24 protein-coding genes and 1 other RNA gene are annotated in these 21,253 nt (G+C 63.8%); 10 read left to right on the forward strand and 15 right to left on the reverse strand.

Annotated features, from left to right (window positions below):
- Positions 1 to 447 precede the first annotated feature (447 nt).
- Genes RSPPHO_RS06265 through RSPPHO_RS06280 form a run of 4 tightly spaced genes read right to left on the reverse strand, consistent with a single transcriptional unit; the run spans position 448 to position 3,371 of the window.
- Entirely contained in the window at positions 448 to 1,785 is a 1,338-nt protein-coding gene (locus RSPPHO_RS06265) for a CCA tRNA nucleotidyltransferase (RefSeq protein ID WP_157879110.1), read from the reverse strand.
- A gap of 31 nt (positions 1,786 to 1,816) precedes the next feature.
- Positions 1,817 to 2,089 carry a hypothetical protein gene (locus tag RSPPHO_RS06270; protein ID WP_041794654.1) on the reverse strand — a complete coding sequence of 91 codons (273 nt, stop codon included), beginning with the start codon at positions 2,087 to 2,089 and terminating at the stop codon, positions 1,817 to 1,819.
- Positions 2,086 to 2,769 carry a CoA pyrophosphatase gene (locus RSPPHO_RS06275; protein ID WP_242390580.1) on the reverse strand — a complete coding sequence of 228 codons (684 nt, stop codon included), beginning with the start codon at positions 2,767 to 2,769 and terminating at the stop codon, positions 2,086 to 2,088. Before RSPPHO_RS06275 ends, RSPPHO_RS06270 begins: the two co-directional genes overlap by 4 nt.
- On the reverse strand, positions 2,748 to 3,371 hold the full coding sequence (locus RSPPHO_RS06280; RefSeq protein WP_014414427.1) for a DUF1285 domain-containing protein: 624 nt from the start codon (positions 3,369 to 3,371) through the stop codon (positions 2,748 to 2,750). Before RSPPHO_RS06280 ends, RSPPHO_RS06275 begins: the two co-directional genes overlap by 22 nt.
- A 112-nt stretch (positions 3,372 to 3,483) precedes the next feature.
- On the opposite strand from RSPPHO_RS06280, the gene RSPPHO_RS06285 reads away from it, so the two are divergent.
- The 9 genes from RSPPHO_RS06285 (at position 3,484) to RSPPHO_RS06325 (ending at position 10,700) form a co-directional block, all read left to right on the forward strand.
- The gene (locus tag RSPPHO_RS06285; protein ID WP_157879111.1) at positions 3,484 to 4,428 is read left to right on the forward strand and encodes an AAA family ATPase; all 945 of its coding nucleotides are present in this window, start codon (positions 3,484 to 3,486) and stop codon (positions 4,426 to 4,428) included.
- A 2-nt stretch (positions 4,429 to 4,430) separates the two neighbouring features.
- Positions 4,431 to 5,375, forward strand: coding sequence for a DUF58 domain-containing protein (locus RSPPHO_RS06290; protein WP_014414429.1), 945 nt, complete (start codon positions 4,431 to 4,433; stop codon positions 5,373 to 5,375).
- A 173-nt stretch (positions 5,376 to 5,548) separates the two neighbouring features.
- The gene (locus tag RSPPHO_RS06295) at positions 5,549 to 6,742 is read left to right on the forward strand and encodes a BatA domain-containing protein (RefSeq protein ID WP_014414430.1); all 1,194 of its coding nucleotides are present in this window, start codon (positions 5,549 to 5,551) and stop codon (positions 6,740 to 6,742) included.
- Positions 6,743 to 6,865: 123 nt separating this feature from the next.
- Positions 6,866 to 7,183, forward strand: coding sequence for a hypothetical protein (locus RSPPHO_RS06300; protein ID WP_041793767.1), 318 nt, complete (start codon positions 6,866 to 6,868; stop codon positions 7,181 to 7,183).
- 5 nt (positions 7,184 to 7,188) lie between these two features.
- Positions 7,189 to 7,680: a regulatory protein GemA gene (locus tag RSPPHO_RS06305; protein ID WP_051013724.1), complete on the forward strand. Its 492-nt coding sequence runs from the start codon at positions 7,189 to 7,191 to the stop codon at positions 7,678 to 7,680.
- A gap of 174 nt (positions 7,681 to 7,854) precedes the next feature.
- Positions 7,855 to 8,310, forward strand: coding sequence for a Mor transcription activator family protein (locus RSPPHO_RS06310; RefSeq protein ID WP_014414431.1), 456 nt, complete (start codon positions 7,855 to 7,857; stop codon positions 8,308 to 8,310).
- Between the two features lie 154 nt (positions 8,311 to 8,464).
- A complete protein-coding gene (locus RSPPHO_RS17655) occupies positions 8,465 to 9,397 on the forward strand; it encodes a hypothetical protein (protein ID WP_051013725.1) in 933 nt (310 codons plus the stop codon).
- Positions 9,369 to 10,307 (forward strand): major capsid protein, encoded by a 939-nt coding sequence (locus RSPPHO_RS06320; RefSeq protein ID WP_041794656.1) that lies wholly within the window; start codon positions 9,369 to 9,371, stop codon positions 10,305 to 10,307. The genes RSPPHO_RS17655 and RSPPHO_RS06320 overlap by 29 nt, the downstream gene beginning before the upstream one ends.
- Before the next feature lie 30 nt (positions 10,308 to 10,337).
- Entirely contained in the window at positions 10,338 to 10,700 is a 363-nt protein-coding gene (locus tag RSPPHO_RS06325; protein WP_014414433.1) for a DUF2190 family protein, read from the forward strand.
- A 212-nt stretch (positions 10,701 to 10,912) separates the two neighbouring features.
- Here RSPPHO_RS06325 and RSPPHO_RS20930 read toward each other — a convergent pair whose 3' ends face one another.
- The 11 genes from RSPPHO_RS20930 to RSPPHO_RS17660 all read right to left on the reverse strand — a co-directional run bounded on the left by RSPPHO_RS20930 (position 10,913) and on the right by RSPPHO_RS17660 (position 20,753).
- Positions 10,913 to 11,269: a cephalosporin hydroxylase family protein gene (locus RSPPHO_RS20930; RefSeq protein ID WP_242390581.1), complete on the reverse strand. Its 357-nt coding sequence runs from the start codon at positions 11,267 to 11,269 to the stop codon at positions 10,913 to 10,915.
- Positions 11,181 to 11,702, reverse strand: coding sequence for a CmcI family methyltransferase (locus RSPPHO_RS06330; protein ID WP_014414435.1), 522 nt, complete (start codon positions 11,700 to 11,702; stop codon positions 11,181 to 11,183). The genes RSPPHO_RS20930 and RSPPHO_RS06330 overlap by 89 nt, the downstream gene beginning before the upstream one ends.
- Before the next feature lie 9 nt (positions 11,703 to 11,711).
- Positions 11,712 to 12,287, reverse strand: a complete 576-nt coding sequence (locus RSPPHO_RS06335) for a class I SAM-dependent methyltransferase (RefSeq protein ID WP_157879112.1) — start codon at positions 12,285 to 12,287, stop codon at positions 11,712 to 11,714.
- Between the two features lie 261 nt (positions 12,288 to 12,548).
- A complete protein-coding gene (locus RSPPHO_RS06340) occupies positions 12,549 to 13,250 on the reverse strand; it encodes a class I SAM-dependent methyltransferase (RefSeq protein ID WP_014414437.1) in 702 nt (233 codons plus the stop codon).
- A gap of 34 nt (positions 13,251 to 13,284) precedes the next feature.
- The gene (locus RSPPHO_RS06345; protein WP_014414438.1) at positions 13,285 to 14,052 is read right to left on the reverse strand and encodes an NAD-dependent epimerase/dehydratase family protein; all 768 of its coding nucleotides are present in this window, start codon (positions 14,050 to 14,052) and stop codon (positions 13,285 to 13,287) included.
- Entirely contained in the window at positions 14,049 to 14,558 is a 510-nt protein-coding gene (locus RSPPHO_RS06350) for an acyltransferase (protein WP_014414439.1), read from the reverse strand. Before RSPPHO_RS06350 ends, RSPPHO_RS06345 begins: the two co-directional genes overlap by 4 nt.
- Entirely contained in the window at positions 14,555 to 15,781 is a 1,227-nt protein-coding gene (locus RSPPHO_RS06355) for a class I SAM-dependent methyltransferase (RefSeq protein ID WP_014414440.1), read from the reverse strand. The genes RSPPHO_RS06350 and RSPPHO_RS06355 overlap by 4 nt, the downstream gene beginning before the upstream one ends.
- On the reverse strand, positions 15,778 to 16,341 hold the full coding sequence (locus RSPPHO_RS06360; protein ID WP_014414441.1) for a dTDP-4-dehydrorhamnose 3,5-epimerase family protein: 564 nt from the start codon (positions 16,339 to 16,341) through the stop codon (positions 15,778 to 15,780). The genes RSPPHO_RS06355 and RSPPHO_RS06360 overlap by 4 nt, the downstream gene beginning before the upstream one ends.
- Entirely contained in the window at positions 16,338 to 17,408 is a 1,071-nt protein-coding gene (gene rfbG / locus RSPPHO_RS06365) for a CDP-glucose 4,6-dehydratase (protein WP_041794657.1), read from the reverse strand. Before rfbG ends, RSPPHO_RS06360 begins: the two co-directional genes overlap by 4 nt.
- The gene (rfbF, locus tag RSPPHO_RS06370) at positions 17,402 to 18,172 is read right to left on the reverse strand and encodes a glucose-1-phosphate cytidylyltransferase (RefSeq protein WP_041794658.1); all 771 of its coding nucleotides are present in this window, start codon (positions 18,170 to 18,172) and stop codon (positions 17,402 to 17,404) included. Before rfbF ends, rfbG begins: the two co-directional genes overlap by 7 nt.
- Positions 18,173 to 18,176: 4 nt before the next feature.
- Positions 18,177 to 20,753: a tetratricopeptide repeat protein gene (locus RSPPHO_RS17660; protein ID WP_014414444.1), complete on the reverse strand. Its 2,577-nt coding sequence runs from the start codon at positions 20,751 to 20,753 to the stop codon at positions 18,177 to 18,179.
- A 47-nt stretch (positions 20,754 to 20,800) separates the two neighbouring features.
- Between RSPPHO_RS17660 and rnpB the strand changes: the two genes are divergently transcribed.
- Positions 20,801 to 21,190, forward strand: an RNA gene (gene rnpB, locus RSPPHO_RS18265) — RNase P RNA component class A.
- Positions 21,191 to 21,253 lie beyond the last annotated feature (63 nt).

A 21,253-nucleotide genomic window follows, 5' to 3' on the forward strand; every position in this document is an offset into this window, starting at 1 on the left:
ATCTCCAGTCGGCCACGGGAGATGCGGTTGCATCCCAACAGCCCCGGTACACCACTTCACCACGGGACCCCACGACCAAAGGTCGTCCGGGTCCGCCTTGCCGACGGACGGGGAAGAGAGGCCAACGTTCCACCGAAAGTCTGGGGAGAGCCTGCACTGCCCGCGATGTCGCGTCGCCCTGTGACGATTCCCTGTGAAGAACCGCTTCCCGGAACCGCCCACATGCAACCCCGGTGTGCCTTTTTGCCTCAGGCCTTCTCCCGGAATCACGGCTGCCACGTTCGCATACCTTCGCGCCCCCACTCACGGCGCAACGCGGCAGACCCGTCGGGGGTATAGTCCAATTCGTTTTATCTGAAAAGCCCAAAGCGCGCGGCCTTTCCCCGGGGCGCAAGGGGGGGGCGGGGCGGAAAGGACCTTTGATAACCCCATGAATTATAGGACTATTTATCCCTCTTCGTCGGCTCTCGCCCCCAGGGCCTCCAGCCAGGTCAGGGCCTCGTCACGCCCCCCCACGGCACCGTCGAGCAGCCAAAGACGCCGAACCTCGCGTAAAAGCCGCCCCACCTCGGGTCCCTGGCCCCCTCGGGCCAGAACGTCGCGCCCCGACAGGGGAAAGGGGGGAGGATCCCACTTAAGAATGTCCTCCAAAAGCCTGAGCCAGCCTTGAGAACGTTGGGATCGGGCAAAGGGAACCCGCACCCGTTCCGCAGCCCAAGCCAGCAAGGCGCGGTCCCGACAGACCTCCCGTCCCAGGGCATCGAGCAGGAGCCGCAGGCTTCCCGAGTCGCGGTCGGGATCGGGCCAGTGCTCCGACTCGAGATCAAGCAAGGCCGCCAAACGCCGGGCCTCGCTCCGGCTGAACCGGTAGCGCTCAATCAGCATCGGCAGATCCAAAGGCGTATGCCCCGTTCCCCCTCCCGGCACAGCGCCCAGTGCCGCCGCCAGACGGCGCAGGGGATCAGGGGCGATTCCCGGCACCACCAGCCCCCGGGTTTCCAGCATGACCAGGACCCGCAACGGCGCGAGATCCACCACCCCGGGCAGCAGCCGTTCCAGCACCCGGCCTTGCATCAGCGCCAAGACCCCGGCTGGGTCGGGGGCCGCCAGCAAGCGCAGCATCTCGACACGCACCCGCTCACCAGCCAGCGTGTCCAGCCCCGGGGCCAGACTGGCGCAGGCCGCCAGAGCCTCCTCGTCGGCGGGGGGCAGGCCGTACCACGCATGGAACCGGAAGTAGCGCATGATTCGCAGGAAATCTTCCTGCAAGCGGTCCTGCGCCCGGCCCACAAACCGCACCCGCCCCGCCGCCAGATCGGCAATCCCATCGAAATAGTCGTAAACCCGGCCCTCGGCATCGGCAGACAGAGCGTTGATGGTGAAATCGCGCCGTTTGGCGTCCTCGTAGAAGCTGGTGCAAAACGCCACATGGGCGTGGCGCCCGTCGCAGGCCACGTCGCGGCGCAACGTGGTGATCTCGAAGGAACGACCGTCCACCCGGGCGGTGACGGTGCCATGAGCCAGCCCGGTGGGAAGGGCCGCGATCCCGGCCTGCTCCAGCAAGGCCATGACCCGGGGCGGCGGCTCGGTGGTGGCGATGTCGATGTCGTTGGAGGGCCGATGCACCAGGGCATCGCGCACGCAGCCGCCAACGAAGCGGGCCTGCCCGCCCTCGGCGGTCAGGGCGGCCAGAACGGCGCGGGTGGCCGGGGCGCTCAACCAGGGCTCAGGCCCCAGTTGGCCAACGGGGGGGCGGTCTTCAAGCCGGGGCAGTCTGGCGGTCATGATCGGGCGTCCGCTTCGAGGACCCCGGGGCTCAGGGGCGGGGCGTGACCGGCCAAGCCTCGGGGTTGACGTCAAGGGCACGAGGCGGGGTGTAGGAGGTTCCCGGCGGCTCGCCACCGTCGGCCGACATGAAGGCCAAAACCCCAGCCCCCAGGAGCATCAGCGCCATGGCGGTCACCACCAAGGCCACCACCGGCACCTCGGGCCGGGGCCGCCCGCGACGCCGGGCAACTTCAGCCCACAGCACCCAGCCCACCCACGGCACAAGAACGGGCACCAGCAACGCCAGAACGGCCCGGATCATACGCCCAGGCCTTCGCGGCGCATCACGGCGCATAGATTGATCAGCATGGCCGCCGTCGCCCCCCAGATGTAATGTTCGTGATAGGGAATGGCAAAATACGCCCGCCGACCGCCCCTCGGGGTCTCGCGAACCTCCCGGCGATGGTTGCTCTCGTCGAGGATAAAGGCCAACGGCACCTCGAAGGCGATCGCCACCTCGTGGGGATCGAGACGCAGATCCAACGGCGGCGTCACCGCCCCCACCACCGGGGTCACATGAAACCCCGTCACGGTTCTATAGTCATCGAGACGTCCCAAAATGTCCACACTCTCCCCGCCCAGCCCCGTCTCCTCGAAGGCCTCGCGCAAGGCGGTCGCCTCGGGCGAGGGGTCGGAGGCCTCGGCTCGCCCCCCGGGGAAGGCAATCTGCCCCGCATGATGGGCCAGATGGGCGGTGCGCCGGGTCAACAGAACGTTCAGTCCCTCGGGGCGCTCGACCAGGGGCACCAAAACAGCGGCCGGACGGGCGGTATCGCCCTCTGCCCCCAAGCTTTCGCCGCCCAGCCGGCGCGACACCCCCTCGTCCGATCCCCAACCCACCCCCTGGGTCTGGCGCAAGGCGGTGCGCAGGCGCTCGCGCGACCATGACCGCTCTTGCAAGACGGGCTCTTGCGGGGGGCTCAGGAGGGTTTCTCCGAACACGCGCAGGGCGTCGTGGCGGCGCCCATCACCGCCCCGCTGCCATCGAAGCAGCCCAGGCGAAAAAATCCGCCGCTGCTCCACACCCCGTAACAGGTGGTCTCGCCATCGTGACGTTCCACCGCCCGGGCCGCGAGTTGATAGAACACGGCGCGGGTCAGGCGGGCTTCCAGGCCGGGACGCACCAAGACATAGGGGCGCGGCTCGCCGGTCAGGGGATCGTGCTCAACGCGCAAGGGGTGAGCCGCGTCCACGGTGACGATCTCGTCCACGTTGGTGCGAAACGACAGAACCTGTCCCTCGCCACAGCCGCCGGACTTGAACATCTCCACCGCCAAAAACGGGGCATCCTCCACCGCAATACGCACCCGCTCCCCCGGGGCGATCAGCCAGAAGGAGCCATCGCGGGCTCGGCGCAACATGGTCGCGAAAAGACAGACCATTTCCTTGCGGCCGATCGGCGATCCGCGATAGGTCCATAGGCCCTCGGCATCAATGCGCAAGGGAAGGTCCCCGCAGTCGTCGGCGTCTTGTCCCGTCGCCCCGAAAGCCACCGCAGAGGGGGGGGTGCGGGAAGGGGGGTCGATACTTACATTATGGGTCATAAGGTCACCGGGTCCTCGGGCCCCTCATCATGTGCGGAGGTTCATCGTGTCCATGTCCACCACGTCCCCCGCCAGTGCCGTTGCGTCTGACCTTCAAGAGGTAGAAAGGTTGATGGCGCGAATCAAGGAGGCGCGCGCGGCGGTGGCCGAGGTCATTCACGGACAGGAAACCGTGATCACCGAGGTTCTCGTCACTTTGCTGTCGGGCGGCCACGCTCTGCTGATCGGCCTGCCCGGCCTGGGCAAAACCCGTCTGGCGCAAACCCTAGGCGTGGTCTTGGGCCTGGAGGACAAGCGCGTGCAGTTCACCCCCGACCTCATGCCCGCCGACATTTTGGGCTCGGAGGTCCTGGAGGAAACACCCGAAGGCCGGCGCGGGTTTCGGTTCTTGCCCGGCCCGGTGTTCTGCCAACTCCTGCTGGCCGACGAAATCAACCGGGCCAGCCCGCGCACCCAATCGGCCCTGTTGCAGTCCATGCAGGAGCGCCAAGTCAGCGTGGCCGGTCTGGCCCACGACCTGCCCCGGCCCTTCCACGTGCTGGCTACCCAAAACCCCATCGAGCAGGAGGGCACGTATCCCTTGCCCGAGGCCCAGTTGGACCGTTTCTTGACCCAGGTCAACGTGGGCTATCCCGACGAAGCCGCCGAGCGGCGCATGCTGGCCACCACCACCGGCGCCAGCGAAATCCGCCCCCGGCCGGTGATGGCCGCCGCCGACCTGTTGGCCGCCCAGGCCCTGGTGCGGCGCGTGCCGGTGGGCGAGGCGGTGGTCCAGGCCATCTTAACCTTGGTCCGGGCGGGACGGCCCGATTCCTCCCCCTTGCGCGACATTCGCGACCTCGTGGCCTGGGGACCAGGGCCACGCGCCAGTCAGTCCCTGGCCTTGGCAGCGCGGGCCCGCGCCTTGCTTGATGGCCGCACCGCGCCCGATATCGAGGATGTGATCGCCCTGGCCCCGCCGGTCCTGCGCCATCGCATGGCCCTGACCTTCAGTGCGCGCGCCGATGGCGTGCCGATGGCTCAGGTCATCGAGCGCTTGACCCGTCTGATTGCCTGACCATGACCGAGCCCGCCCCGCCCCGTGCAGCTGCCTTGCCCCGGCTTGACCGGGCCGAGGCCACGGCCGCCTTGCTGCCGCCTCTTCTGGTCGCCGCCGAGCGCATCGCGTCGAGCGTCGCCCTGGGCATTCACGGCCGGCGCCGGGCCGGGCCGGGGGAGGACTTCTGGGAGTTCCGCCGCCACCAGCCCGGCGATTCCCCCTCGCGCATCGACTGGCGGCGCAGCGCCCGGGCCGATCCCTTGTTCGTGCGCGAGCACGAGTGGGAGGCGGCCCAGGCCATCTGGATCGCCTGCGACCGCAGCCCGTCCATGGCCTACGCCAGCCGGCGCTCCCTACCGTGGAAGGCGGCCCGTGCCATGGAACTCGCCTTGGCCCTGGCCTCGCTTTTGGTGCGAGGCGGCGAACGCATCGCCCTGGCCGGGCACGACACCTTGCCGGCCCAGGGCCGTGCCGCCTTGGTCCGCATGGCCCTCGCCCTGAGCCTGGAGAGCAATGCCCACGGCCCCGAGGCCGCCTGGAGCGCGCCGATCGCCCGCCACGGCCGCATGGTGATCTTGGGGGATTTCCTCGACCCCATTGAGGACTTGCGCGCCGGCTTGCGCCGGCTGGCTGGCGCCGGGGTGCGGGGACATCTGGTGCAGATCCTTGACCCGGCCGAGGAGACCCTGCCGTTCGAGGGGCGCATGCGCTTTGATGGCCTGGAGGGCGAACCCCCGGTGCTGGTGGACCGGGTCGAGGCGGTGCGCACCCGCTACCAGCGCCGCCTCGCCGCGCATCGTGACCAGATCGCCGCCCTGGCCCGGCGCCACGGCTGGGGCTTCCTGGCCCACCACACCGACCAACCGCCGCGCCTCGCCTTGCTGGCGCTCTATCGCGCTTTGTCGGAAACCCCGCCGCGCCGGACGCCGGGGACATCGGGGCCGACGGCGAGAACGAGCGGATGAGCGGGGGGGGAAGAGAGAAGGAAGGCTGGGGAGGCTCGCCTCCCCAGCCCCCTCCTCCCCTGGGGCTTTGTCGCACGCGAAACGCCAACTGACCGAGGGGTCTGGGGAGGCGAGCCTCCCCAGCCTTCCTTTTTCCTCCATCCCCCTCTTTCTTTGCCCACAAGGAGCCCCCCATGCCGGATCCGGCCACCCTCTCCCTGGCAACCCCCTGGGCCCTCGCCGCCCTGGCCGCGTTGCCAGCGCTTTGGTGGCTGCTGCGCGTCACGCCGCCCGCGCCCCGGCGCACGGTGTTTCCCGCCCTGCGGCTGCTCCGCGGCCTTAAGGCCGAGGAACAGGTCTCGGCCCGCTCGCCTTGGTGGCTGCTGCTCCTGCGGGTGTTGATCGTGGTGCTGGCCGTGCTGGGGCTGGCGCGCCCCGTTTTCGAAGGCGCCCCTCCGGCGGCCGGCCCCCAAGCGGTGCTGCTGGTGCTCGACGACAGTTGGGCCGCCGCCACTGACTGGCAAGCCCGCCAGGACGCCGCCGCCGAGGTGTTGGAGCAGGCGGCCCGACGCAACCAGCCGGTGGTGCTGCTGACCACGGCGCGCCAAGCCGACCCCTGGCCCCCCCTGGCCCCGCGCCGTGCCCCCGAGGTTTTGGCCGAGGTCCAGGCCCTGACGCCGCATCCCTGGGGCACCGACCGCACGGCGGCCCTGGAGCGTCTCGCGCGCCTGGACACCGAGGCAATACCGCTGGCGCGGGCCGTCTGGATCCACGATGGCCTGGAGGACACCACCGCCCTGGCCGAGGCCCTGAGGCCCGGCCGTTCGAGTGGTAGCAGCGCCGGCGCCGGCCAACGCCTCGCCGAGGCCCTGGCCCAACGCGCCCCCCTGACCGTCCTCGGAGACGCGGCCGGAGGCGTTGGCGCTTTGGTGCTTGATCCTCCCCAGCGGGGCGATGATGGCTCCTTCGAGGTCACGGCCCGACGCCCCGACGGATCGGCGGCGGCGCCCCTTGATGTGTGGGTGCGTCTGCTTGATCCCGAGGGACGGATCCTGGCCCGGGCCGCCTTGAGCTTTGCGGCGGGAACCTCCCGGGCCCAGACCCTTCTCATTCCCCCCCGCCCGCCCGGGGGGGGCGGTCGGGACGCTCGGCCCTTGATCTCTCGCTGGCCGGCCCCGACCCGCTGCCCAGCGTCGGAACCCGGATTTTGCTTGGCGAGGCCGCGGCGCCGCACAGCGTCGGCTTGGTGCTGCGCGACCAGGAACGCCGGGGCCGCGGCGTGCCCTTGCTTGATCCGCTGTATTTCATTGGTCGCGCTCTCGCCCCCCATGCCGAAATCCGCGAGGGCACCGTCCCGGCCTTGCTGGCCCAGGGGCCGGGCGTCCTGATCGTGCCCGACCTCGCCCCGCTGCCACCGGCGTGGAGCGCAGCGCTCGACCCCTGGATCCGCAAGGGGGGAGCATGAAGCGCCTTGCCGCCGCATGGTCCGAACTCGCCTTGGAGGAAATGGAATGAGCAATACCCCGCATCCGTGTGAAGCCCTCGACGACATCAAAAGCGTTGCCTCGTTCGTCGCCCTCACCATGACCTTTGACGAGATCGAAACGGGCATGACTCCGGAAGACCGGCGGGGATTGTATAAAATTCTCTCTTGGATGCGGGATTGCATCGCGGACACTGAAGAGAACGTCCGCCATCGCATGACGACCATGGAGGTTGATACCCTTAAAAGGGTTGGACTTCCCCTTGAAGCTCTTGCGGATGAGAGGATGAAAAAGACCTGGAGGGATGGGTTTTCGCATGGCGTCAAATACTCCGGTACGGAGTAGGTGACATGCCTCTATCGGAAAATCAAAATAAGATCATCCACCTAGCCAAGAATAAGCTTGGATTAGAGGATGAGGATTACCGCGCCATTCTGAAGAGAGTTGCCGGCGTTGACAGTAGCCGGGACCTTGACGCGAATGGATTTCAAGCCCTTATGCGCGCCTTTGAAGGACTTGGCTTCGTATCGACAGCGGCGAAAAGGAATTATGGTGTGCGTCCCGGCATGGCCTCGCCCCGACAGGTCGATTTGATGCGGGCGTTGTGGGGGGAGTTCAAAGGAGAGGAGGCAAACGATTTTACCCTCGGGCGCTGGCTGGAACACACCTTCCATATCTCTTCTATTCGGTTCCTCGGCTATGACGATGCCAGGAAGGTCATTGGCGCCCTGAAATCCATGAAAGCTCGAAGAACCGCCGCCCAGGGTCTCCAGAATGACGAAGCCGTCAAGCCCCCGCCCGCTCCGCGACGTCGGAAAAAAGCGGCTGCACCGTCCGAATAAACCCGCTTCAATGGGGGATGAAGCCCTATTTATCATCAAAGGCGCTGGCATATGCTGGCGCCTTTTACAAAAATTTGAAACCAAATAAAAATCCCCGACCTCAAGCCCTTGAGGTTCGGAAATCCGTGTAAGGCGGCAAACTTTAGCTCAAGATCTTGAGCTAAAGGACGCCCCATGTTGCACGATGCCCCGTCAAGCGATGCCCCTGGCACGGATCTCGTCTTCTCGGAACTGATGGAATACATCGGAGAGAAGGCGGTAAACCGCTTGGTCGATGCCCTGGGCGGGACAAGCCTTTATATTGCCAAGGGCGACACCCCCAACCCGATCCTTGTTCAGGCCCTGGGGCAAGACGACGCGGCGCGGTTTTGCCAGATCTTTTCCGGGGAGCGTGTCCGCATCCCCAGCCGCCGCGCCACCCGGCGCCGCGAAAGGGTGATTGCCCTGCGCAAGAAGGCGGGATGGAAGATCCGGTCCATCGCCCTGGACCTTGGCCTTTCCGAGGGCCGGGTCTACCAGATCCTTCAGGAAGCCCGCCGCAAGGCCACCGCCCGCGCCTCCCCTTCTTCCCGACCTGCGACGACTTCCTCTCGCCCTGCCGCATCCCTTCCCCGGCAACGTCCCCGCTGACGGGGGGCTGACGGGGGCAGGATGCGCAAGGCCGATGGCGCCGCACCCTGGGGCCGAACCGTCCGGCCCCGCCTTCCCGCCCCCAAAAAAACGGGCACCCCCACTTTTTGAACCAAAAACGACCTTTGGGAGCATTCTCCCGAAGAACTCGCCCATGACGCCACGCAAGGAGGTTCCCGTGGAGGGACTTGAACTCGAAATTTTCCGTCCGGGCTCCCACACCGACAGCAGCGGACGCGCATTAACCTTTTCCGAAGGTGAGGTCTCCGACCTTGCCTCCGGTTATGACCCGGCCCTTTACGAAGCGCCCGTGGTTATCGGCCACCCCAAAAGCGATGATCCCGCCTATGGGTGGGTCCGGTCGCTTCGCTTCGCCGAGGGCGCCCTGAAGGCCACCTTGCACAAGGTGGCGCCAAGCTTCGCCGCCCTGGTGAAGGAAGGCGCCTTCCGCAACCGCTCGGCCTCGCTCTACGCCCCCAGCGCTCCCGGCAACCCGCGCCCCGGGCATTGGTACTTGCGCCACCTTGGCTTCCTGGGCGCGACCCCGCCCGCCATCAAAGGGTTGCAGCCGGTCGCCTTTGCCGAGGGAGATGGAGCCGTGACCCTGGATTTTGGGGAGGCTGGTGGTCTGGCGGCAGAAAATACCCGGCTACGCCAGGAACTGACCCGTCTGCGGGCATCCGCCGCCCATACCGCGCTTGTGGATCGCCTCCTGGCCGACGGGCGCCTTCTGCCCTGTTTCGCCGAGGGCATCCGGCAGGTTTTGGACATCGTCCAGAGCCAGCAAGGCGAAAGCGTTTGCTTCAACGAAGGGGGACAAGAAACCACCCTCTCGGTTCACGCCTTCCTAAAAACGTACCTGGAGGGTCAGCCCGTTACCGTGCATTACGGTGAAATCGCCGGGCCGGATCAGGAAGGCGACGACGGGGAGGCCGTGGCATCGACGGCCGACCGGATTACGCAATGGGTGGGCCAGGAACGCTCGAAGGGCCGCGCGGTGTCCTTCTCCGACGCTCCCCCCCCATCTGTACACCCCCAAATAGGTGGAGCCTTCGACCATGCCGCAACAGTTTCCTTTTCCGGTTGATAACCAGCTTACCCCCATCGTTATGGCGTTCAAAAACCGCCGGATGATCGCCGACGAGGCCCTTCCCCGCTTTCCCGTGGCGGGCATGAACTACCGCTATTCCGAATATGATCTTTCCCAAGGGCTTACCATCCCCGAAACGGCGGTCGGGCGTCGGGCGCGTCCCAACAAGGTTGTCTTCACCGCTTCGGAGCGCAATGGGGCGACGACGGATCACGCGCTTGATGACGAGGTTCCGCAGGCGGACGTGGACAACGCCCCCGCTGCCCAAAAGAACCTAATCGCCCGCACGTCGGAGCGCCTCGCCAATCTGATTGCTCTTCGCCGGGAAATCAGGGTGGCCGAAAAGCTGTTTGATGAGTCTTCCTACCCCGCTGCCAACAAGACCACCCTTTCCGGCGCCGCTCAGTTCTCCGACGCCGCAAGCGACCCCATCGGGCTTCTAACCGACATCATGGACGGGATGATCTACCGCCCGAACGTCATGGTGTTCGGGCGCCGCGCCTTCACCAAGTTTGCCCGCCATCCCGCCGTTGTGAAGGCGATCAACCACACCTCGGGCGACAGCGGGTTTGTCCGGCAACAGGATGTCGCGGCCCTATTCGAACTGGACCGGGTTCTGGTGGGCGAGGCGTTCGTCAACATCGCCCGAAAAGGACAGACGCCCGAGTTGCAACGGGCGTGGGGTCCCCACATTGCCCTTTACTTTTTAGACGACCTGGGCGGCCCGTCCGAAAGCCCGAGCTTTGGCTTCACAGCCCAGTTCGGCGCCCGGCTTGCGGGGCAATGGCCTGACAAAAATATCGGCATGAGGGGCGGTACTGTGGTGCGGGTGGGGGAAAGCGTCGAGGAAGTCATCGCCGCCCCGTCGCTGGGATACTTCATCGAGAACGCCATTGCCGATGACTGATGATCGAAATTAACAACGAAGGGATGAACGATGTTCGTGAAAAGCTATCGGGCCAAGACGGCCATTCGCCCTTACCGGATCGTCACCTATCCACAGGCGGGAGGGATCAGCGAAGCCCAGGGAGGGACGGCTTCCCTTCTTGGCTGTTCGATCGAGACGGGAGCGGACGCGAAGGGCGTGGTGGATATAGCGCTTTCCAACCTTGCTGAAGTGCGCTTCGGGGGCACGGTCGCCGCCGGAGAGCCCGTGACGGCCGACGCCGAGGGATGCGCGGTCAAAGCCGCCCCCGCCTCCGGCGCCCAGGTCTTTGTCCTGGGCTTCGCCGTCGAGGCATCGGTCTCCGGCGATATCGGAGACGTTCGCGTCTCCCCGTTCATCCTGACCGGGGTGTGACAACCGTGCATCAAGTGTGATAAAAGGTCGTTCTCAGGAGTTCCCCGGGCATTTTCCAGCCACCTCCCAATCGTTGTTCGATCACTTCCGCTCATTCTTGATCGTTCAACCTCGGAGCAATGGCACGCCATAACATGGCGTATTTCCTGGGGAATTTTTCTCTCAGGCTTTTCAAATTCCCCTCTCAAAGTAATCACACCCCTACACTCGTCTTATCGCCGACGCAAGTAGCCATCGGGGGCAACACTGACCAGCAGCTTATCGGGAATGCTGGGGTCAATCTCGAACTCGGGATGGTCGCGCAAAAAGGCGCGCACCGCCGTCTTGGGACTGTTGCCGGGATCCCAGGGCCGGTCGGGGAACAAGTCGGAGGGCATGTCCTCGACGAAGGTGTCAAAGACCACACAATAGCTTCCCGGGCTGACCAGGGCGCCATAGGCCTCCAACTCGGCCAGCACGTGGTCGTGGGTGTGCATGGAATCAAGGCACACAAGCACCCGCTCGTATCCTTGGGCCGCCGCGTGGACTTGGGCCACAGTGTCCGGGCTGATGCTGGAGCCCTGGATCATCTGGATCAAGGGAGCCGAGGGGGTGGGCCTCAATGGCTTCCCGGTTGTGGGGGCGGATGTCGATATCCACCCCCACCACTTTGCGCTGCCGCTGGCTGGGATCCACCACCGTGCCTTGGGTGAGGGCGTCGGTGTAGTCGAGAAGGGCCAGCAAGGAGGCGCTGAGGATCAGGGAGCCGCCGTGGGCAATGCCGGTTTCGATGATCAGGTCGGGTTTCACCGCCCACACCAGTTCCTGGTAGCCGACGATGTCCTGGGGATACTGGATGATGGGCCGTCCCAGCCAATCGAAGTTATAAACGTACTTCTCGCGCATCGAGGCTTCCAGCCACTGCCGGGACAGGGTCTGAAAGCCGGGATTCTGATGATAACCGGCGATGCGCTGGCGCCGCTCGTCATGGAAGGCTTCGATGGGGGTCTTGGGCGGGGTCATGGGGTATCCCTATTTGATGAGGAGGCCCTGGCCAGTCGGGAGTTCCAAGACGGAATACCCGCGCGCGGCAAACCAGAGATCCTCGGCGTCCTTTTGATCCTTGTAGGCGCTCCAGCCGTAGTCGTCGAGCACGAGCACTGCCCCGGGGACCAGACGATCGAAGAGAAGTTCCAAGGCGCCGAGTTCCGCCTGGGTATTGTTTAGGTCCAAGTGCAAGAAGGCAATCTTTTCTGGAGCCACGTGCGCCAGGATCTCCGGCACCCGCCCTTGGGTGACGATGACGTTGTTGTAAGCACGGAAGCGAGCCTGAACTGCGCCATAAAGCTCTTTGCTGTGGGCGGGGAGCTCGTGGTGGGGCATGGTTTGGTCATGCTCGAACAGATCATAGAGGTAGTATTTTTTGTCGATGGTTTCGAATCGCAGGGCCTCGCACAACACCCGGGCCGAGTTTCCTTTGTAGCAGGCGCACTCGACGAAGTCCCCCTCCAGAGCAAGGGCCTTGCGGGCCCCCCACAAAAGGGTGTGCATCCGCCACAACAGGGCCTTGTCCTTTTCCTCGGTAATATGAGTCCGAAAGGCTGTCATAAAGATAGGGTCGTCAAGAAAGCTAAGGTTTCTGTTTAAAACAATCATATTGTCACCGATATACGTTCCCTCTTTCTTTTGAAGAGAGGATACTATTTCGATAACGCCGTTAATAAAATATTTAGTGTCAGAAAGACCATAAAAAGAGGGGTGATTATATATTTTCATGGAAAATCCTTAAAGATCCTCTGATGCGATCAGAGACTTGGGTCTTAAAATAAAGAAAATTTTCTTGTTATTTTTTAGCCATCCCTCACGACGCTATCGGATAACGATGCCTTGGCCTGTTGGAAGTTCAAGGACATAGCAGCCTCGTTCTCCCAGCCAAAGCTCTTCCCTGATTTGCTGCTCGGTATAACCTTGCCATCCATAGGTATCCAGAACCAGGAGCCCGCCGGGAACCAAGCGCTCAAAGAGGGAGGTCAAGGCCACCATCGCCGCTTCGCCATCGGTGAGGGCGAGATGCAAGAAAGCAATGGCCTCGGGGAGGGGAGCCGCCAGAAGATCGGTCATGTGGCCCTCGTGGAGCACAACCGTCTGCAGACCAGCCAAACGATCTCTCAGCGCCGGGGAGGGACGGGAGGCGTTGGTGTGTTCAAACAGATGAAAGCGTCTGTCCGGGGCTTCCCCCAGAACATCACAGACGACGCGCACCAGCCGACCTTCATGGGCGCTGCACTCCACCAGATCGCCCGGTACCCGCCGAGCTTGTCCCACAGCCCAGGTCAGGACATGCAAGCGCCACAGAAGGCCGGCCGCTTGCGCCCCCGGAAAATGGGTGGCATGAGCGTTGCGCAAGGCTTGGTCTTCCAAAAAGCCCATATTGCGATGTAACGCGATTAAATTATCTCCAGCATAGATGCTCTTTTTTCCATTGAGTGAAAAAACTAGTTGCTGAAGACCATTAACAAAATTTTGAGGATCTTTGATCCCGAAAAAAGACGACGTAATATAACGATCCATACGGCTGCTCCTCCTTCTGCAACGCAGACGATGGTCAGAAAACGGATGAGGGTGTAAAGGCAAACTCCTGACGCAAGCGGGTAATGTCAATCGGTGGAAACGAGGTCTCCAGGGCCTGAGGTGCGACCTCCCAGGTACAGCCCGTCGTTGCGACGAAATGGTCGATCCACTGTCGATGGGAGGTCTGAACACCACTGGCCACGTTGTAAATCCTCTCACGCCCCCCCACGGCAATGCGAGGCAGCAAGGCGCCGACATCCGCGAGGGTGATGTAGTCCTTGACGGAAGACAAGGCAGATTCGAGATAAATGTGCCCTTTTTCCGCCGCCTGGGCGAGCGCCGAAACAAAGGTGTCGCGGGGGATAGTGTCCGGGGCGACCACGTTCGAGAGGCGGGCGATGCGCACGTTTGCTCGGCCTCCATGGAGGCATAGAGATTCCCCCATAAGCTTCGAAATCTGGTATAAATCTCCCGGGGAGTGTGGGGCGACGGGGAGGGGGGTGTCTTCAAGGGTGCAAGAAGTACGGGAATACACCCGCGTTGAGGACAGGTAGAGCAAAGACTCGAAAGGACAGCGCCGCAGGACCTGCGCTAGGCGCGTGACGTGGGCGTCCACCGTGTCAAAGGGGCGCTGACGAAAGTCGGCGGTGAGGCCGATGGCGTAAATGATATGCCCGGGATCCTCAAACGTCGCGGGATCGGCGTCGCGCGGGGGAACGGCGACACTGTGCCCCTGGGCGCTCAGGGTTGCCACCAGATGTCCGCCAATCAGCCCCGTGGCCCCCAGGATCGTAAACCTCATGGAGCCTCCGCCGTCTGGTGGGTGCGCCGCCCCAAGATGCGCAAGGGGGTGCCGCCATAGATCGTGTAAGGCTCCAGTTCACCCCGCACCACCGATCCGGCCCCAACCACGCAGCCCTGGTGCAAGACCGCGCCGTCAAGCAACACGCAGTTGGCGCCCAGCCACACGTCATCCTCGACCACAATGCCGCCGCGCGACGGCAAAAAGCCCTGCTCGCGGATCAGGCGGCCGGCATCGGCGAAGGCGTGATTGACCGGGGCAAAGGTGCAATTGGCCGCCACCGCGACGTAATCGCCGATAGTCAGACCGTTGCCGGTATAGAGCACGCAGCCGGAGTTGATCACGGTATGGGCGCCGATCACCAGATCTCCGGGGCCTCCCGCCGGCTTGATCTTGACGAAGCTGTCAATGACCGAATGCGGGCCCACGACGATGCGCGAGCCCTTGACCGAGTCTTCAAGATCAGCCAGGGGCGAGACCCGGGCGGTTGGGTCGATGTCGATCACAGGACCTCCAAGGTCGGCACGGCCGTGACAAAGCGCCCCCCCCAGGTGCGCACTGCCGCAAGCTGCTGTTGGATCTCGTCTTTCAGGTTCCAGGGCAAAATGAGAATGTCATCGGGTTTATGGTCGAACAACACATCCTCGCTGACCACGGGAATGCGACTGCCCGGCAGGAACTTGCCCTGCTTGGCCGGGTTCCGATCCACGACATAAGGCAACAGGTCGGGCCGGATGCCGGCAAAGTTGAGAAGGGTGTTTCCTTTGGCCGCCGCCCCATAAGCCCCGACCCGCCGTCCCTGGCGGTGGGCATCGATCAAGAAGGCGACCAGATCGTTTTTGACCCGTTCGGCCGCCCCCTGAAACGCTTGGTAAAACGCCGGGGTCGCCATCCCCGCCCGCGTCTCGGCCGCAAGCAGGGCGTCCACCGCCGGGGTTCGGGGCCGGGGGCCGGTGTCACTCCGCTGGGCATGGACCCGCAGGCTGCCCCCGTGGGTGGGGAGGTCCTCGACATCAAAGACCGTCAAGCCATTGGCTTTGAAAAGACGCTCCACACTCGAGAGCGAGAGATAGGAATAGTGCTCGTGGTAGGCCGTGTCGAACTGGTTCTGCCCGACCATGCGCAACAGGTGGGGAAACTCGAAGGTCGCGACCCCCCGGGGCTGCAACAGACAGGCAAAGCCTCCGACAAAGTCATTGATATCCGGGACATGGGCCAACACGTTGTTGGCCGCCATCAGGTCGGCCCGCCGTCCCGCGGCCGCCAGTTCCCGCGCCAGGGCCTGCCCAAAAAAGCGCTCGACGATCTCGATCCCCTTAGCGCGCGCCGCCGCTGCCGTGCCCGCCGTGGGCTCGATGCCAAGGCAGGGAATGCCGGCGGCCTTGACGTATTGCAGGAGATAGCCGTCGTTGGCCGCCACCTCGATGACCAGACTCTCGGGCCCCAGCCCCAACCGCTCCGTCATGCCCCCGACATAACGCTCGGCATGGGCCAGCCACGACGTCGAGAACGAACTGAAATAGGCGTAGTCCTCCGTAAACAAGGCCTCGCGGCCCGCGTGATCCTCGGTCTGGACCAGCCAGCAGCCCTCACAGACCAGAAGGCGCAGGGGATACCACGTTTCGGGCCCCCGCAGTCCCTCGGCCCTCAGGTAGGCATTGGAGGGAGGGGCGCTGCCGAGGTCGAGAAAAGGCAACGACAGCTCTTTTCCACAATGACGGCATCTCACAGCACCACTCCTTCAAAGTCAGGGGTTAGCAAGGCCTGCCCCGCATCCCGCACCGACAGGCCCGTCACCGGCAGCGGCCAGGGCAGGGCTAGGCGGGGATCAGCCACGTTCAGGCCCGCTTCCAGATCGGGCGCATGGGGGGCGGAATGGCAGTACAGGAGTTCCACATCGGCGGTGAGCGCCTGGAACCCATGGGCAAAGCCTTCGGGAATCAGCAGAGCATAGCCGTTCTCTTCCGAGAGGATCTCTCCATGGTGGTGCAAGAAGGTGGACGAGCCCCGGCGCACGTCCACGGCCACATCCCAGATGGCCCCTTTCAGGCACATCACCAGCTTGATCTCGGCCGCCGGTGGCTTCTGATAGTGCAGGCCGCGCACAGTTCCCCGCTCGCGGGTGAGGGTCTGGTTGATCTGGGCAAGGGGCTTGCGCCAGCCGGCCGCTTCCAAGGTTTCGGCACAGAACAACCGGGACAAAAAGCCCCGGTGATCGCCCAACCGCTGGCGCTCCACCCGCTTCAAGCCGGGCAGGGGGAGATCCCGTACCGCAAGACGCCCCGTCATGGAGGACCTCCGGCGCTGTAGGCCGCAAGGTCAGCCTCGCACAAGTCGCGGGCCGCTGTGCCCTCGCTCAGGGCTCGATACCAGCCCAGTGTCCTTTGCAGGGTTTGCTCCAACGACCAGCGCGGCGTGAAGCCGAGCACGGTCTGGGCCTTGGCCACGTCGAGTGCCAGCAAGCCAGCCTCGTGCGGGCCGTCACGGCCATCGCCATAGGCCGCCTCGCCCCGGCCAAAAAATACGCGCGCCTGTTCAATGACCGTGCGGACCGTCGCTGCCTCGTGGGGCAGGGGCCCAAAATTGTAGGCAGACGCCGCCTCGGGGTGGGCCCACAGGTGCTCGGCCAAGCTCAGATACCCGGCCAGAGGCTCCAGCACATGCTGCCAGGGGCGGGTCGCCTGGGGGCGGCGGACCTCCAGGACGCGGCCCGCTTCCCAGGCCCGCACCGCGTCGGGAATCAGCCGATCGGCCGACCAGTCTCCGCCCCCGATCACGTTACCGGCCCGAGCGCTGGCCACCGCCACCCCCTGGGCGGTCAAAAAAGCGTCGCGGTAACAGGCGATGACGACTTCCGCCGCCGCCTTGCTGGCGCTGTAGGGGTCATGGCCGCCCAGCCGATCCGTCTCGCGATAGGGGTGGGGCCATTCCTTGTTGTGATAAACCTTGTCGGTGGTGATCATGACCGCCACGCGCACGCCGTCGAGACCGCGCAGGGCCTCAAGGACGTGGGCGGTGCCCATCACGTTGCTGGCAAAGGTTTCCACGGGGTCGCGGTAACTGGCGCGGACCAGGGGCTGGGCCGCTAGGTGCAAGACGATCTCGGGCCGGGCGGCGCGGATCCGCTCGGCCACGGCCTGCGCCTCCCGGATATCGAGAAAATGGCTCTCGCAGACCGCCGCCACCCGCGCCAACTCAAACAAGCTGGGGGTGGTCTGCGGCGGCAGGGCCAAGGCGGTGATCCGAGCGCCCAGCGTGTGCAGCCACAGGGTCAGCCATCCCCCTTTGAAACCGGTGTGTCCGGTGACCAAAACCCGCTTGCCCCGCCAGAACGCCGGAGTGGGGGGAGTTACCATTTTTTCCATGGGGCCTTGCCCTGAACCCAGAGATCTTCCAGCAAATTCTTTTCGCGCAAGGTGTCCATGGGCTGCCAGAAGCCATCGTGACAGTAGGCGCGCATCTGGTCATCGGCGACCAGCCGGGCCATGGGGTCCAGTTCCCAACTGGTCTCGTCGCCGTCGATGGTGTCGATGACGCGGGGCGAGAGGACAAAATAGCCGCCGTTGATCCAGCTTCCCCCCCCGGAGGGCTTTTCCACAAAGCCCTGGACCACCTCACCCGCAAGCGACAGGGCGCCAAACCGGCCGGGCGGGCGCACCGCCGTGACCGTGGCCAGCCGCCCGTGGGCGCGATGGAAGGCCAAGGTGGCCGAAATGTCGATGTCAGACACCCCGTCCCCATACGTAAAGCAGAACGCTTCCTCGCCCTCGAGGTAGTGAGCGACCCGCTTCAGACGTCCGCCCGTCATGGTGTCTTCGCCCGTATCCACCAGCGTGACTCGCCAGGGCTCCGCCTTGTGCTGGTGGACCTGCATGGTGTTGTTGCCCAGGTCAAAGGTCACATCAGACATGTGCATGAAGTAGTTGGCGAAGTACTCTTTGATGACATAGCCCTTATAGCCGCAGCAAATGATGAAGTCACTGATGCCATGGGCGGCGTAGCTTTTGAGGATGTGCCAAAGGATAGGCCGCCCGCCGATTTCGATCATCGGTTTGGGCCGCAGATGGGTTTCCTCGGAAATGCGCGTGCCGAGACCGCCCGCCAGAATGACCGCCTTCATGGCTTTATCTCCCCGCCCACCACGTGGTGACCATCTGTTCATAGGCGTTCTCGATCCGAGACACGAAGTCTTCTGGATCCATCATGGCGCTGGTCTTGACGCGGTCGCGCAATTGGTGCCGCAACTCCGCCAGCAGAGGGAGGGAGTTGGCGTACGCCACGGCTTTGTCAACATACTCGTCAATGCTGTCCACCACCCACTCGCCTAAATCCAAAGGACAGAGCAAGGAAGCGCCAACCCGTCCCACCGAGGGCCGGTCCGTCTTGGACAAGACCGGGACCCCCATCCACAGGGATTCCAAGGTGGTTGTGCCCGCGTTGTGGGGCCAGCAGTCCAAGGTGATGTCGATATCATGATAGGCCGCCCAGTGCGGCCGGGTGCAACACAGTTCAACCCGCTCGCGTGGGATGCCCAGGGTTTCAAGGCGCTCCCAGAACTTTTCGCGCGTGGCCTCTTCCACAAACGGCTTTTGGTCCAGGCGCAGCCGGCTGTTGGGGACGCGGTCGAGAATGCGCTTCCAGGTCAGGAGTACCCCATCATTGAGGCGAATGGTGCGCGAGAGCGTGCCAAAGGTCACGTAGCCCTTGGTCAGGGCAGGCAAGTCATTGACGGGGATGGTCTTGGATTCGTCCAACTCGTAGCAATACATGGGGGGAGGCAAATGCCAGAGGGATTCGCTAAAATAGGGCTCGCTCCCCGGGGGGGTCAGGTTTTCGTCGCCCAGATAGTAGTCGATACTGGTCAAGCCCGTGGTATAGCCATAGCCAAGATAGCTGACTTGGATCGGGGCCGGGCGCATGACGAAAACCGGCAAGCGGTTGCCGCCGGTATGGCCTGCCAGATCCACCAACACGTCGATTTGATCATCGTGGATCCGTTGAGCCATGGCCTCGTCGTTCATCGGCACCACGTCGATCCAGTGATCGAAGTAGGCCTTGACGCGATCGGTGTGCACATCCGGTTCGGAAACGTTGGCGTAGGCAAAGGTCTCGACGCGATCGTGGTTGTGGCAGCGAAACAGCGCCTCGATAAAGAACAAGCAGGCGTGGGCGCGCAGGTCGGGGGAGGAATAGCCGATGCGCAGGCGTCGCCCCTCGGGCCGGGGGTGGGCCTCGTGGGTGAAGCGCTTTTCCGTCTTGGCTTCCACAATATCGTTATAAATCTGGTATTCGCGAAACAGCTCCTCCGCCGTAATGCTGGCCTTGTAGTTGAGGGCGAACAAGAGGTTGTCGCGCACCAGAATCATGTCAGGGGCGATTTCAATGGCTCGGCGGAAGCGGCTTTCCGCCATGTCCAGATCCGAGAACTGAATGTCGATCATCCCGATATTGCTGATCGCTTCAGGGTAGTCTGGGCGATATTCCAAGGATTTTTTATAATATTCCATGGCTTGGTTAGGCCGGTTGGCCCGGCGGGCCAGTTCCCCCATGTTCATCCACGCCATGGCATTCTCAGGATGCAAGGAAACACAGCGGGAGTAGGTGTCGAACGCCTCGCGGTAGCGGCGACTCTTGAAAAGAAGGCCCGCCATGTTGTTGAGAACCGAGGCATTATTAGGGTCAAGTGCCAAAGAAGCCTTGTAAAACTTTTCTGCTTCCTGGTAATCCCGCAACTGGATCAGAACGGTTCCCATCTTATCCAGGGCGTCGGAATTATTAGCGTTGATGATCAGGGCTTGCTCAATGGCATACTTGCAATCAAGAAGCCGCCCCTGAAAAAAATAGGCCGACGACAACCCGAGCCAAGCATCCTGAAAGTTCTTTCGATACTTGACCGTCTTCAAGTAAAGCTCGGCCGCTTCCGCGTAACGGCGTTGGCTTTTGCGCAGAGAGGCCAAGCCAAACCAGCCGTTGGCATTATAAGGATCGACGTCCAGAAGTTGATTGTACTTTTTCTCGGCTTCGTCAAAGCGGCGCAGGTCGCGCAGAAGATTGCCGTAGTTGTTCAGCGCTTCCGTCATCTTCGGGTTGATCGACAAGGCGCGCTGAAAGCAAAACTCAGCCTGAGGTGCCTCGTTGAAGCGCTTGTGCATCATGCCCAGATTGTTCCAGGCCGACGTAAACGTGGGGTTGAGGGACAAGGCTCGGCAAAACGACTCCAGGGCCTTTTGTTTTTCGTCGGCTTGAGCCAGGGCATTTCCAAGAAAATCAAAGATTTCCGGGTCGTTCTTGTCGTGTCCGGCCGCGATGAGCAAAAGGGGGCGCGCCTCTTGGGGACGCCCGAGCTGCATCAAGACAGCTCCCAGATATTTGAGGGCTGTGGGATTGCGTCCATCCTGGTCGAGCACCGTCCGATACAGGGTTTCCGCCTCTGCCAACTGTCCTTGCTGGTGAAGCGACAAGGCCCGGTCGAGCAGTGCCTCCTGGCTGTCGGCGGGGGAAGGGGGGGGCCGAGGGTTTGGCTGCTGCCTTGGTCTTTCTGGCCATGGATGCCTCTTCGCGTTGCGCCCGTCCTGGGAGAGAAAGCCGGTCGATCCGCATACGACCGTTTCCCCGCGGAGTGTAGACCTCCGTTCCCACGGGGAGCAACAGGATGCGGGGCAGGGTGTAAAGAGTCTATTGATACAGGCGCGCCCTCTCATCGCGCTTTTTCTTGCTCTGCCTGTTCTCTGCCCCTATAACCACCCGGCCAGACGGTCGGATGGCCGCTTCGCCCTTGGGCGGGGAGGAAAGTCCGGGCTCCACGGAAACACGGTGCCGGGTAACGCCCGGCGGGGGCGACCMCAGGGAAAGTGCCACAGAGAGCAGACCGCCGGCCTACAGGGTCGGCAAGGGTGAAAGGGTGCGGTAAAAGCGCACCGCGGCCCCGGCAACGGGGGCGGCATGGTAAACCCCACCGGGAGCAAGATCGAATAGGGACGGCACGTGCTTGCCTTTCGGGGTGGCACAGGCAGCGTTTTCCGGGCCGCCGTCCGGGTAGTATCGCGCGAGGCGTCCGGCGACGGGCGTCCCAGATGAATGGCCATCCCCTCCGGCGTGCCGGAGCGGACAGAACCCGGCTTACAGACCGTCTGGCTTTATTCGAGCGGCAAGCCCCGAGGGATCGGGATGGTTTGAGCAGGTTGCGGGGGTGAGGCGAGAT

The organism is Pararhodospirillum photometricum DSM 122 (assembly GCF_000284415.1).
Classification (GTDB): Bacteria; Pseudomonadota; Alphaproteobacteria; order Rhodospirillales; family Rhodospirillaceae; genus Pararhodospirillum; species Pararhodospirillum photometricum.